The following is a 13,978-nucleotide window of genomic DNA, read 5'->3' on the forward strand; positions in this document are numbered from 1 at the left end:
CTCCTTTTAGATTCTTCACCATAGATTATAATTGAAATCCACCATACTCAGCCATACGATGGTGCGCTGGATAATCCGCATTCACATCAATGCTCTTAATGACTTCTTTCACCAGCGATTGCAACTGTTCTGCCATTTGTTGCATCATATCTACCACTTCACCATGTGTCAAGGCAGATTCAGAAATGCCTGCTGCGTAGTTTGTGACCATGGAAATTGTCATATATGCCATTTCCGCTTCATTCGCTAAGGTCACCTCTGGTACATTCGTCATACCCACCGTTTGACCACCTAACATAGCATACATGCGAATTTCAGCAGGCGATTCAAAACGTGGACCTTCCGTACATACATAAGTACCACCATTGTGCACTGTTAATCCTAAAGATTTCGCAGAAGATTCTACAATACTACGCAATTCAGGACAGTAAGGATTGGTAACATCCACATGCGCCACTGGACGATCACCGCCTTCGTAGAATGTATTCACACGGTTTTTCGTAAAGTCCAAGAATTGATCCGTTAGCACAAAATGACCAGGTCCAAAGTTTTGATCCAAAGAACCTACCGCTGTCGTAGATACGATGAACTTAACACCTAACTTTTTCAAACCCCAAATGTTGGCACGATAATTAATCTTATGCGGTGGGATAGAATGATCACGGCCATGACGAGCTAAAAAATACACCGTCTTATCTTCATAAGTTCCACATATATAATGAATCTCTCCATATGGCGTCATCAAAGACGATTCCGTCATCGTATCAAACATATTTGGATCGTACACACCGGTACCACCAATAATAGCAATAGCTGACATATAGTTCCTCCTTGTGAAAGATAGAAAAATATCTAATCTAATTTTATTATAGCATGGAATAGGACATATTGTAGAAATAGACTATATATATTACAATCTATAATCACAACATATATACTATGGCTTTCTAAACCCTTTCCTGAAACTCCATACTTATCATCCCAGGGAACAGTATTTTATAATAATCCGCTGCTACTTTTAAAGTTTCTAACAGCTTCAAGCAATGTCTTTCTGTACTCGTACCTACATTTGCCTTATGTTGTATCCAACGTTGTACATGGCGACTAAACCTTTCCACTACTTCACATACTGGAACACCCCATTGTAATTCTAATGTTGGTACATCTGCGTATGGAATCGCATTACCTTTGAATTGTTCTACATGAAACTCTAAGATCTTGCTTAATTGCTTCATGCATCTAGGAAAATCCCCAGTCACTTCATTACGATAGTTTAGTTGTAATAGAATCTCTTTCGCTACAACATCTATAGTTTGCAGCCAAAATAATAGTGTTAGTATATTTTTCTGCTTACTTCTCCCCATAATGATATCTTGAGGCTCCTTACTATTTACCTTGCCTGCTTTAGCCTTCTCCATTGTATACGTGTAGGAGAATAATGTCGGCAAGGTCTCTATACCTGCAAAAATGACATATAATTGCAGTTCTATCCCTTGTAACTGTTCTTGTGTTATCTTTGTAGACTCTTTTGCATACTTTTCAATCGGGTCGATGAGGGGAGACACATAGTCATGCATCTTTGACACTACCTTAATGATATCTTCCCGTGTATCATCTTTCAACAAAAGAGCAGCAAGCTCATTTCTGCTTTGCTGCTCTTCACTTATATTATTCTTTTGTTTTACGAGTTGTATCTCCCATACGAGTTAATTTTACTTCTCCTAGTGCTACACCTCGGGTATGTTGTGTATGAGACCATACTTTATCATGTCGATTCAAATATCCTAAGAAGGTAACGGGTACCCAAGAATAGATGAATAATGGATATAGTAAATAATAGAACCATACTTTTGGAGGCACTTTAATTTGCGCCAACACGATAAGTGGGAATAAATACTGTCCCACCCCAATAATCTGCCACACTTGTACGGGCAAGATTTGGTAAATAATATTGGTATAAAATGGAACAATCCCATTAATATACGTCATGATAATATAGAATGCCGATAATAATAAGAAGTATGGCTGTGTAATCTGCACTATCCCATCGAGGATTGTCCATTTCCCCTTCTTAATCCCTTGTACAAAGAGTTTCGGTATATACCGTTCTCCCGTATCAAAGTGCCCTTGGGCCCATCGTTTTCGTTGGTTCCAAGATTGCATAAATGTCAATGGTTTCTCATCATATACAATCGCATTGTGTGCCCAGGTTGTTTTGATACCATGGATCAACAATTTTAGGGAAAACTCCATATCTTCTGTTAAGCTATTACAAGACCATCCGTAATCTCGAATAATATCGGTACGAATACACATACCTGTACCACCCAAAGCTGTGGATAGTCCCAAGTTATATTTTGCCAAATGCCACATATGGTTGACCATCCAAAAAGCAATGGCAAATGTTCCCGCCACCCATGTATCGGTTGGATTCTTAGCGTTCAAGTACCCTTGAATCACTGACTCTCCTTTTTCTAAATGGCGATTCATTTCATACAGAAAGTGCGGATGCACAAGATTATCTGCATCAAAGATGACAAACGCATCATAGTTACGTTCCATGGCGAATACGGTATCAAACATCCATCCCATGGCATAGCCTTTGCCCACTTCGTCCGTATTGAAACGTTCATACACTTCTGCTCCTGCTTCACGAGCAATCTGTGCCGTATTATCTTTACAGTTATCAGCCACAACAAAAATATCATATAAATGACGAGGATAGTCAAGAACTTGGAGATTGTTGACTAATTGACCAATAACAGCACTTTCATTATGAGCACATACAATAATGGCAAAGGAATGTTTTGGAGGGCACTCTGTTGTATCACTTTTATGCCACATACCACAAACCATTAACACAAAGTAATACAATGTATAGAATACAATGATTACCTGTATGGGAATCATAACTAGGTCAAACCAAAGGTAATTCATCCTAGCCCCTTCCTATTTACGAATATTGTTGATAATCGTATTGCTAATGCCATATACGGTATACAACACAAAAATAAGTACTGGCCATACGCGATAGTCCAATAATGCAAGGAATACACCACAAGCTACGGTAATTCCTACTGCTATAGGTTGTACTGGATCACTACCTTTACCTTTAAAGTCTGGATGATGCACGTTGCTGACCATCAAGTAGCCTACGAATATCATTGCAATCATCAATACTACATCTGGAACTCGAACACCACTCAATACATAGGTTGCTGCCATACATCCTGCTGCTGGAATAGGTAATCCTTGAAAGTAACCGTGTACTTCTTCTGTCATAATATTAAAACGAGCTAATCGGAAAGCCCCCAATACAGAAAATACCAATAAAGGGACATAGCCTAACCACCCATAGTGATCTAAGCTCATCATATATAGCATATACGCAGGAGATACACCAAACCCAACCACATCCGCTAAGGAATCAAGTTCACGACCAAAATCACCAGATACTCCCAATGCTCGTGCGATGCGACCATCTAGGCCATCTGCTAGTAATGATAATAGGACACATATAGCTGCCCCTGTAAAGTTTCCCGCTGCAGATAAACTAATACCAACGACACCAAAGGCTAGATTAGCTGCTGTACATAGATTGGGAAATATAGACTTATTCATCTTTCACCCTCCCAATAATCGTTTCTCCACCTTTTACATGTTGACCTTTTCTTACGCAAATATCTACATCTAAAGGTACAAACAATTCTGTGCAAGAACCGAACTTAATCATACCATACAAGGTACCTTGTTCTAAGGTATCTCCTAAATCTGTCCAAGACACAATCCGTCTAGCTAACAATCCCGCAATTTGTGTCACCACAATTTCCATGCGATCGTTTTTAATGCTAATTGTATGTCTTTCATTTTCATAGCCTACTGAATCCTTGTAAGCTGGTAAGAACTGACCTTCTGTATATTGACGGAAAGTAATTTCCCCCGCCATAGGTGCACGGTTCACATGCACATCGAATACAGATAGGAAAATAGTTACTTTTTTGCATTGTTGATGCAAATAGGTATCTTCAAATACTTCCGTCACTTCCATCACCTTGCCATCCGCTGGGGACACAAGTATAGTCGGATCGTGAGGAATACGGCGATTAGGATTCCGGAAAAAATATGTAAAGAATAATGCCAATATAAACGGTATAATTCCTAACCACCATGATACGAAGTATCCCACTAGGCCTGCTACCAACAAGCACACACCTATTAAGGGATATCCTTCTTTTACAATAAAACCCATACTAAAACCTCTCTGATGCTTTGCCTCTATCATACTATTGTATAATAAGGCATCTATTGTTTATGCCGCCAAACAGCCCACATAAACTTTGGTAATGCTAACATACGAATGATACGCTTTGGTTGTAATAGTAGGCGATATAACCACTCTAGCCGATTGCGTTGCATCCATAGAGGCGCACGTTTCAACATGCCCGCCATCACATCGAATGAACCACCCACACCCATGGCTACAACGCCATCTAGATGAGCGAGTCGATCTCGAATCCAGAATTCTTGCTTAGGTACCCCAAAGGCAACAAACACGAGTTGAGCTCCACTGCGTTCTATATCCTTAAGAATTTCTACTTCCTCTTCCTCAGTAAAATATCCAGAATGATATCCTACCACTGGCAAGTCGCCTAATTCTGCTGTAGCATTCTCCAATGCCTGTTTCACAACACCTTCTGCACCGCCTAAACAATATACCTTAATATGATTATCTTTAGCGGCTTGCAATAGATGGTGTAGTAAATCACATCCTGTCACTCGTTCAGGAAAGGATTTACCTTGTTGCTCTGCAGCCCATAGCACACCTGCTCCATCGGGAACTACGAGGTCAGCTTTTTGCAGAACCTCTAACAATTTTTTATTTTCTTGAGCCATCATGACCATCTCTGCATTTGCTGTAGCTACCATATGTAAGCCCGGTGTTCCCACTAATGTGACCACCTTTTGTACGGCTTCCGTCATTGTTACCACATCAATCGGCACGGACAGCACATGTATTTGATTCTGCACCATTCACCTCATCCACTCTAGTACGTAAACAAGAAGGACAGGACATACGAAAATAGTAAGACTATCTTCATAGACCTATCCTTCTGGTAGGTAATTTTCCTAATTATTTCTTTTCGCAGCGCATAACGCCAGCTTCCATATAGTTGTCAGCTTTCATATCTACAAAAATAACTTTTACCGCTTCAGCAGGTACTTTTACAGTTTCTACTGTTGCTTTAGTAATTGCTTCACCAAGAGCTTTCTTTTGTTCGAAAGTACGACCTTCAACTAATTCTACATGAATAATAGGCATGAGTTATTCCTCCCTTACCACTACGAATCTCTAGCACTGTGCTAAAGATAGAATCTTACCTTATTGTATCATAATTTGGCCTGGATAAACAACTTTAGCTATACAAAATACGCATATATTGAGAACCAAATCTTGCTTCCATTTGATGTCGAAGGGTAGCCTGGACCTCTACAAATCCCTTCTCACGCAAATAGGTATTCGCATCTTCTCTAGCTTCTACGAGAATAGGTATATCCTTAATGATATTAGCCACCTTTAAATCAGGTAATCCCGACTGCGATAATCCGAATAACTCTCCAGTGCCTCGTAACAACAAATCTTGTTCCGCCAATTCAAATCCATCTTGTGTTTGTTCCATCAGTGATAGCCTCGTTTTGCTATCTGGATTTTTACTATCGCTGATCAATATGCAATAGGCTTGTGCGGACCCACGTCCTACACGCCCCCGCAGTTGGTGCAACTGTGAAAGTCCAAATCGCTCCGCATCATGAATGCACATAATCGTTGCATTGGGTACGTTCACGCCCACTTCAATGACTGTGGTAGATACCAATAAATGAATCTCTCGGCGATTAAACGCATCCATTACTTCTTCTTTTTCTTTCGGTCGCATTCGACCATGTACCATACCTACACGATAGTGCGGTTCAAAGTATTCCTTATACTCATAGGCAATCTGCTCTGCTGCATGAAGATCCATCTTTTCTGATTCTTCTACTAACGGACAGACAGCATACACTTGCCGCCCCTCTTTCATTTCTTTTTCAAAAAAATGTAATAAGCGTTCCTTATACGATGTATCCACTGCATAGGTTTTTACCGGTTTACGACCTGGTGGCATCTCTTTAATCAAAGATACCTCTAAATCTCCATAGATAGATAAAGTCATCGTTCTTGGTATAGGCGTAGCTGTCATAATGAGTACATGAGGATGATCTCCTTTTCGTTGTAACTTCGCCCGTTGCTCTACTCCAAATCGGTGTTGTTCATCCACCACGATGAGTCCTAATCTATGAAACTCTACTCCTTCTTGGATTAAGGCATGTGTTCCTACTACGATATCTATATCACCCTTTTGCAGTGCCTCATATACATCTTGCTTCGCTTTGGTAGAGCCTGTTAACAGGGCCATTCGTATCGGTGCATCACCAAACAATTCTTGAAAGCTTTCAAAATGTTGGGAGGCTAAAATTTCTGTAGGTGCCATAATAGCCCCTTGAAATCCATTTTCTACAGCCTTTGCTAGGGCTAATGCAGCCACTACGGTTTTTCCTGACCCCACATCGCCCTGTACCAGACGTTGCATGGCCTTTGGCTCTTCCATATCGCTAGCAATGTCTGCAAAGGCTTTCTTTTGATCTTCCGTTAATTCAAATGGTAGACTCGAACGAATGCGTTCCACTAACGAGCCATTCCCATCCATTGCATGTCCACCTTGTACCTGTTCATGAGCCCGTAATAGGAGTAATCCCATTTGCATTATCCACAACTCTTCATAGGCCAATTGTTTTCGTGCCTCTTGATGGCGTTCCCAAGAGGTAGGAAAATGCATTTCCTTAAATGCATCGTATCGGCTCATAGTGCATCGATGTCTCTGCACCTCTATAGGCAAAACATCCTCTAACTCTTGATGATGGTCAAACCAATTCTTAATGGCCATACGAATGCTCCATTGCTTCATTCCCTCTGTCAATCCATACACAGGAACAATCCCTCTATCTATAGTTTGTCCTTCTTCCAGTATCTCTATTTGGGGGGAGTTCATTTGCAAATTACCATAGGCATGCTCTAACTTTCCATACGCATAGATCTGTTGTCCAGACTTGTAAAAATTCTTTTTATAGGCTTGATTGAAAAATACTAAATTTATTTGCCGAATACCATCCCCTACAGTAACCGTTAAAATATGCATTCTAGGGCGAGGGCGCTTTTCGCTGACCCGTACCACACGCCCTGTAGTTCCTGCAGTTTCACCTACTGGCACTTCATGAACAGAATACACTTGCCTTCTATCCTCAAAGGTGCGCGGAAAATAGTGTAACAATCCTGTTACACTGGTGATGCCTAGTTTATGTAATTGTTTCACCCGTTGTGGCCCTACTCCTTTGATGGATTGCAATTGTTCGTTCATGTTCTATCTATACTCTTTCTAGTTACACCACTTTTGTGAAAGTGTAGCGTACTATATTCTCTATCAATGATTACTACAGTTTCAAACATGGCAAAATTACCACGGTCTAGTAGCTCTGCTATATAACTACTAGAGAATACGTATACCGTAGCTAACAGATCGTATTATGCATTATATTATACCATAGTGCCTGTCATGAAAGTGAACTAAAATCGGGTTATAGGACAAAATGAGTTGGTAGACTAATCCCAATCTTTTGTCAAAGATATATCATAATTATGTAAATCACTCCATACAATTGCATCTCCCCAGATAGGGATTTCTTCCTCTAGAGTTTATCTTTCTGACATCTCTTTATATATCTTAGCTATACTTTTATCGGTTGGCATCACCTTAAGAATCTCATCATATGGAAGTGGGTGTGGAGAATGCATATAACACCACCAAAAAACAGCTTTTATCCTACGCTCAATAGATAATCCTCTATGGTCTCGTAACATAGCCCTTAATTGCGCATTAATGCCCCCTTCTATCCTGTTATTCGTAGCCGGTAACGCTCTTTCATTAGCTAATGTATCTTTAAGGTAGGTAAACAATATATCCTTCTTCACTAACTGCCAAAGAGATCGTTCTGCTTTTACCAACCTCTCATGTTTAGGGCGTAATGTGCCATATTCGTCTCGCGTCATTTCACTTAAAAATGTCTTATGCTTGTTAGACCAGAGCTGCAATCGTTCTTCCCATGCTTTAATTTCTTCATCTGTATGTATAGCCAATAGATCTTTTGCTAGTACATATAACTCTATTCCAGCCAATGTTTTTTGGCCTAGATGTCGTATATCTCTTGACTTGGCAATACACATGGTATAAGCACCTTTGGATTTTAGTTGTTTTCCAGATTTCCTTACAAGCCTTTTTGAAGCCAGTACCACCATCAGTAACGACTATATTGGGCGAAGCAATCCGTTGCAATAAAGCCTCCCATGCTGCTGTATGCTCGTATCTACATACATACCAACCCAATACATGTGTCTCATCACAACATATTAATACACATGCTTTCCTCCCTAAATAAATGCCATCAACAAATACTATATCCTTATGCTCCTCTATCTTAGGCGGCATAGGCCATATCTCCCAAAATTGAGCTGTATTTCGTCTAAATGTACGACTACTTACAGACATTTCATCTTGGGTTTTACCACTTAACAACCATTGAATAAATTGATGAAAATACTTTGTGGTACGATTAATTGCATTTGTAAAAACCGTCTTACATTCGGGGCACTGCCATCTTTGAGTTCCTTTTCTTGTTTTTCCGTATTTATGGCAAGGAAATCCACAATTTATGCATTTTATTTGATTCATTATTCAATTCTCCTAACTATCTACTATTGTAAGAAAATTAAATATCATCCAGTACAGTAATTGCAAGGGGTATCAGACGTTTTACCAACTCATTTTGTCCTACCTCAAAGTTTTTTTAAACAACTTTAAAATTCAATGAGCCTAGTATTTAACTAGGCTCATCACTATTATAACCAACTCATTTTGTCCTATAACCCCCAAAATCCATAAAATGGCGCAAAAAAGAAGGACACTTTTTTGAAGAGTCACGTGTGTTAGGCGTTGTATCAAAGTGTCCTTCTTATATTTAATTATATTTAAATTATACATCTTGTGTAAAATAAACGCAAGTTGTTTTTCAATAAAATTTGACAGATTTTACAATTTTAGTATATAGTTAATAGGCTAGTATAATATTGCCTGAAAAGGGAGAAATGCACTTGCATTGCCTAGCCTTTTTATGATAAAATACATATGTTATATTAGTAGTAAACACTTTGGAGGTGGAAACAAATGGCAAACCTTTGCGAAGTATGTGGTAAATCCACTACTACGGGTATGAATGTTTCTCATTCCCATATCCGTTCCAAACGAACTTGGAAACCAAACATCCAAAGAGTACGAGCAATTGTAGACGGCGAAACTAAACGAGTTAACGTTTGCACACGCTGCCTTCGTTCTGATAAAATTACACGCGCGTAAGATTTTGAAGGTACATGTACTCAAAAAAGAGGCTATCAGTCAGGAAGAATATTCTTCAGTACTGATAGCCTCTTTTGCTATGTCTAGTTTCCTAATGCATGTAAGAAACTTTCCCCTACAAATGGTTCTGTTACACCAAAGTTGTCCAATATAGTTTGTCCAATATCGGCAAAGCTACGTCTATCCCCTAGCTCAATGGGCCCTGTGAAAGATGGTGAGTATGCTAAGATTGGCACTAGCTCTCGTGTATGGTCCGTACCTTTCCAAGTCGGATCATTACCATGGTCTGCCGTAATGAGTAGTAAATCATCTTTGGTCAATAGTTCCAGTAATCCTCCTAGTTGATAGTCAAACATTTCTAACTCACGACCATAGCCTTGTACATCTCGACGATGTCCATACAAACTATCGAACTCTACTAAGTTCACCATTAGATAGCCATGGATAAAAGTACCTTCTGACATAGCATCAGATGCACTATCCATACGATGTGTACCATTCGTACTGTGCCCCAACAAGGCAGCCACTAGGTTCATGCCATGGGAATTGGACTTCGTCGGATAGGATTGATTTAATCCAATATGAGCGTAAATATCACCTATCTTCCCTACTCCAATGGTCGGTACCTTCGCATCTTGTAAGGCTTGCAATACAAATCGCCCTTCTGGTAATCGACTATAGTCATGACGGTTTGAGGTGCGCACAAAATGACCTGGCTCTCCCACAAATGGACGAGCAATGATACGGCCTACATAATAATCTCCTACACATACACGGTCTCGCGTGATTTGGCACATCTTATATAAGTCATCTAAGGGAATGATTCTTTCATGGGCAGCAATTTGGAACACCGAATCGGCAGAGGTATACACAATAGGTTTCCCTGTTCTCATATGCTCTTCCCCAAGACGTTCAATAATCTCGGTCCCTGAGGCTGCTTCATTGCCTAGAAATTCATAACCAGTTTCTTTCGTGAAAGTATCCATCAAATCCTTTGGAAATCCGTCATAAAACGTTGGAAAAGGAACTTTCACAGGATGCCCCATCATCTCCCAATGACCACTGGTGGTATCTTTTCCTGTACTTTGTTCATGCATACGACCAAAGGCGCCCACCACTGTATCTTGTTGAGGTGTGATATCTGCAATCTTACCGATGCCTAATTTTCGTAAATTGGGAATTTGTAAAGGACCTACTTCCTCTTCAATATGCCCCAATGTATTAGCACCCATATCTCCAAAACGTTCTGCATCTGGACTGTGACCAATCCCTACACTATCTGTGACAATCGTAATAATTCGTTTAAACATAGAGACCTCCTCTCTATTACTCTATCGTAAAAAGCCTATGCCTAGGAATACTGTTCCTAGGCATTCTTTAACTATTTTATATATGGCATTGCTAATAACAAAGCAGATAAGGTTTTACTATCTTTGATTGTTTCTTCCTTAATGCATTGTAACAATTCATCGAAAGCATATCGCTCTACTTCCACATATTCATCTTCATCCCAATGGATTTCTCCTTTTGAAAGTCCTTTTGCCACATATAAATGGATGACTTCATTGCAAAATCCAGGAGACGTAGCAATAGTGCCAAGACTAATCCATTCTGAAGCAATAATACCGGTTTCTTCCTCTAGCTCACGTTTTGCGCATACTAAAGGATCTTCACCAACATCTAGTTTGCCCGCTGGGATTTCTAATAAATAATCATTCAAAGCATAGCGGAACTGTTTTTCCATAATGATGCGATTGTCCTCATCAATGGCTACCACAGCACTCGCACCTGGATGATGAACCACCTCACGCCAGGCTTCCTTGCCATTCACATCGGCAATGTCGTATGTTACTTTTATTAATTTACCATCGAATTTCATTTCTGATGAAAGTTTACGTTCTTGCATGCTTCCTCCTTAATTTATAATAATAGGTTCTGTATCACTAGTAAAAGAAATAGTCCCTCGTCTCGCCCATCTTACACTCATATGCCATAAGACATCCTTATCTATCGCTGCTACATATGTATTTACATAATATTGCTTGGTAAAATGTGTCTTAAGCTCTTTAACCAGTTCCTGTAATTCTAACAATAATGCAAATTCATGTTTGCAATGTCCATCACAATAACAGCCACATGAAATATCTTCTATCATTTCATTTTGATATATAAATTCTATTTCATAACATTCTGATCCTTGAACAATCGCATATCCATATATATCATCTAAACATATATATACTACACGTTGATCTTTATAGTATTGAATTCCTCGTTCCAATCGTTCTCTTTGAATAGGAAATTGAGATAGATCATCTAAAGGAAATGGAGATGGAGTATATGTAGAAATAAAAGGTTCTTCCCCTTGAGGCGCAAAAAACCATTTACTGATTTTTTCCTTTCCTATACAATTGCGACTAAAAGAGAGTAAAAACCGATTAGAAATACTAAGATCACCATGCAATTGAGTATCTACTTTAGTAATCACACGTTCATATTTAGATGGACGAACCTTAAATTCATGTCTCACATCTACCACAATCCCCAATGTATCTTTCATCTTTCCAGATACATATACATGATCACCTTCATGTAAAACAATATTTTCACATAAGTATAGGTAAGCATCTTTTTTATGAGTAAAATACACTTGAACTAAAGTAAGATTTTTATGATTTACTAAAGATTTAGATTGTTGCAGTTCATTTGTGTCGTTTGTAACAATGTCATTAATTTCTATATCCTTTGAGTCCATAGCGTATCCTTTCTTAAGAATTTACTTATCACATTCATTAAGTACAAGATAGTAATAATTTAAATTCACCTTTACAGAAAATAAGTCAATACAAAAAGTATCAAAATTATACCTCTTTATATGAAATTAAAGAAGCACTTATTTTCTAATTTACTATATTATATCATATTACCTTAGTTTTAAATTAATATAATAAAACATTTGTTAGATAAAAAGCTATACTCGAAATAATACTTTAAGTATAGCTTATGATTAGTTTTATATATTAAGTTTATCTCGATACCATACTATTTACTAAAGAACTCATTCAATAAGGTTACATCATCTCTATCCATATATCTATGATATAGAGTTTCTAATACTTCTTTATTAGTTTCTCCTGTTTCGATACTAACAAAAGCTTCCACAAATGAAGGATAGTCTGTATTCATCATTTCTTGTATTTGTTGTTTAAAAATATCGATATTAGTCATAACAACTTCTCCTATAATATAATAAATCTACTCATTGTTTTACATTTACAGCTAATTCGATCAGATTATATCATAATAGACTAAGTAGAAACTAGATAGTTAAAACAAAATAGCTATAAAAGATTAGATTACGTCATCATTATAATTGCTTTTCTGATGTAGCTTTATCATTTGCAACTTCCTGTTCTGCCCTGTGGATTTTCTATCTCCCTTCGGTCGTAGAAAATCTTACGGGCCGAACTCCCCGATTCACACATCTTTGTTCGTCACTTCGTTCCTTCAAAGATGGTTCACTGGGGATCCCAGGCCTATTGCATTCTTTCATTGTTCTTAATTGAGACATGTTGGCTGGAAACGGCTCTCTTAGTACCTTGTCATTTGCAACTTCCTGTTCCTGGCTGTGGATTTTGTGCGCCTCTTTGAGGCTCCAAAATCTTACGCCAGGAACTAAGCGATGCTATATGATTTATGCGTCGCTTCGCTCCTTTAAATCATGAGCCCTGCTTATCCCAGGCCTTATCAGGTATACCATAGTTACTACTTGATCAATCTGGCTGGAAACGGCTAGGCCAAAATGGTATATTACATTAGGAAATAAAAAAGACGCCTTTCGGCGTCTTCTTTATTTTCTTAATCAGCAACTTCCTATTTGTTCCTAGCTGTGGATTTTGAGCGCCCCTTTGGGGCTCCAAAATCTTACGCCAGGAACTCCCCGATTCACACACTTTTATGCGTCGCTACGCTCCTATGAAAGTGGTTCTCTGGGGATCCCAGGTCGACCTGCTCGTATGTAAACTCACTAAGTAATAAAAGAAGAGCACCCTGTTGGGTGCTCTTCTTTTATTAATCAGCAACTTCCTATCCTCCCAGGCCGTTTCCAGCCAAGTACTTTCGGCGTTTACGAGCTTAACTACTGTGTTCGGGATGGGAACAGGTGGTTCCTCGTAGCCATCGTCACTGAATTTGTCAGGGTGTTCCCTGAAAACTACATAGAAAGATAATTTTTCAACTTATAAGTTTTAGTATTTACATACCAGTCATATCGTAAATCAGTTTAAGTTCGTCGGTTTTGTGGAATTTCTTCACTCCCTTCGGTCGTGGAAATTCTTACAACCGACATACTGATTCACACAACTTTGTGCGTCGCTTTCGCTCCTACAAAGTTGGTTCTCTAGTAAAGCCCTCGATCTATTAGTACCAGTCAGCTCCATGCCTTACAGCACTTCCACACCTGGCCTATCAACCATGTC

General features: G+C 38.9%; 13 protein-coding genes, 1 rRNA gene and 1 pseudogene. 1 reads left to right on the plus strand and 14 read right to left on the minus strand.

The genetic code is table 11. The features are described 5' to 3' along the window. Positions 1 to 25: 25 nt before the first annotated feature. From mtnP to EO122_RS03950, 9 genes and pseudogenes are all read right to left on the minus strand, one after another. Positions 26 to 820, minus strand: coding sequence for an S-methyl-5'-thioadenosine phosphorylase (mtnP, locus tag EO122_RS03910; RefSeq protein ID WP_127009456.1), 795 nt, complete (start codon positions 818 to 820; stop codon positions 26 to 28). A 127-nt stretch (positions 821 to 947) separates the two neighbouring features. Beyond that, positions 948 to 1,622: a hypothetical protein gene (locus tag EO122_RS03915; protein ID WP_164725953.1), complete on the minus strand. Its 675-nt coding sequence runs from the start codon at positions 1,620 to 1,622 to the stop codon at positions 948 to 950. Positions 1,623 to 1,668: 46 nt separating this feature from the next. Further along, the gene (locus EO122_RS03920) at positions 1,669 to 2,937 is read right to left on the minus strand and encodes a glycosyltransferase family 2 protein (protein WP_127009458.1); all 1,269 of its coding nucleotides are present in this window, start codon (positions 2,935 to 2,937) and stop codon (positions 1,669 to 1,671) included. Positions 2,938 to 2,949: 12 nt separating this feature from the next. Continuing rightward, positions 2,950 to 3,621 carry a CDP-diacylglycerol--serine O-phosphatidyltransferase gene (pssA, locus tag EO122_RS03925; RefSeq protein WP_127009459.1) on the minus strand — a complete coding sequence of 224 codons (672 nt, stop codon included), beginning with the start codon at positions 3,619 to 3,621 and terminating at the stop codon, positions 2,950 to 2,952. Then, the gene (locus EO122_RS03930; protein ID WP_127009460.1) at positions 3,614 to 4,249 is read right to left on the minus strand and encodes a phosphatidylserine decarboxylase family protein; all 636 of its coding nucleotides are present in this window, start codon (positions 4,247 to 4,249) and stop codon (positions 3,614 to 3,616) included. The genes pssA and EO122_RS03930 overlap by 8 nt, the downstream gene beginning before the upstream one ends. Before the next feature lie 53 nt (positions 4,250 to 4,302). Next, a complete protein-coding gene (locus EO122_RS03935; protein ID WP_127009476.1) occupies positions 4,303 to 5,028 on the minus strand; it encodes a WecB/TagA/CpsF family glycosyltransferase in 726 nt (241 codons plus the stop codon). Positions 5,029 to 5,131: 103 nt separating this feature from the next. Beyond that, positions 5,132 to 5,320 carry a 4-oxalocrotonate tautomerase gene (locus EO122_RS03940; RefSeq protein ID WP_009353866.1) on the minus strand — a complete coding sequence of 63 codons (189 nt, stop codon included), beginning with the start codon at positions 5,318 to 5,320 and terminating at the stop codon, positions 5,132 to 5,134. 94 nt (positions 5,321 to 5,414) lie between these two features. Next, complete coding sequence (recG, locus tag EO122_RS03945; protein WP_127009461.1) at positions 5,415 to 7,451, minus strand: ATP-dependent DNA helicase RecG; 2,037 nt, start codon at positions 7,449 to 7,451, stop codon at positions 5,415 to 5,417. Between the two features lie 242 nt (positions 7,452 to 7,693). Continuing rightward, positions 7,694 to 8,819, minus strand: a pseudogene (locus tag EO122_RS03950) (IS1249 family transposase). Positions 8,820 to 9,311: 492 nt separating this feature from the next. Here EO122_RS03950 and rpmB point away from each other — a divergent pair. Continuing rightward, positions 9,312 to 9,500 (plus strand): 50S ribosomal protein L28, encoded by a 189-nt coding sequence (gene rpmB, locus EO122_RS03955; protein ID WP_038144954.1) that lies wholly within the window; start codon positions 9,312 to 9,314, stop codon positions 9,498 to 9,500. Between the two features lie 83 nt (positions 9,501 to 9,583). On the opposite strand, the gene EO122_RS03960 is transcribed toward rpmB, so the two are convergent. The 5 genes from EO122_RS03960 to rrf all read right to left on the minus strand — a co-directional run bounded on the left by EO122_RS03960 (position 9,584) and on the right by rrf (position 13,690). Beyond that, the gene (locus tag EO122_RS03960; protein WP_127009462.1) at positions 9,584 to 10,810 is read right to left on the minus strand and encodes a phosphopentomutase; all 1,227 of its coding nucleotides are present in this window, start codon (positions 10,808 to 10,810) and stop codon (positions 9,584 to 9,586) included. A 71-nt stretch (positions 10,811 to 10,881) separates the two neighbouring features. After that, complete coding sequence (locus EO122_RS03965; protein WP_127009463.1) at positions 10,882 to 11,406, minus strand: NUDIX hydrolase; 525 nt, start codon at positions 11,404 to 11,406, stop codon at positions 10,882 to 10,884. A gap of 9 nt (positions 11,407 to 11,415) precedes the next feature. Further along, positions 11,416 to 12,255, minus strand: coding sequence for an SWIM zinc finger domain-containing protein (locus EO122_RS03970; protein WP_127009464.1), 840 nt, complete (start codon positions 12,253 to 12,255; stop codon positions 11,416 to 11,418). Between the two features lie 287 nt (positions 12,256 to 12,542). Beyond that, entirely contained in the window at positions 12,543 to 12,728 is a 186-nt protein-coding gene (locus EO122_RS03975; RefSeq protein ID WP_127009465.1) for a hypothetical protein, read from the minus strand. 845 nt (positions 12,729 to 13,573) lie between these two features. Beyond that, positions 13,574 to 13,690, minus strand: a 5S ribosomal RNA gene (gene rrf / locus EO122_RS03980). Positions 13,691 to 13,978: the final 288 nt, after the last annotated feature.

This window comes from Veillonella sp. CHU110, assembly GCF_003992255.1.
Lineage (GTDB): Bacteria > Bacillota > Negativicutes > Veillonellales > Veillonellaceae > F0422.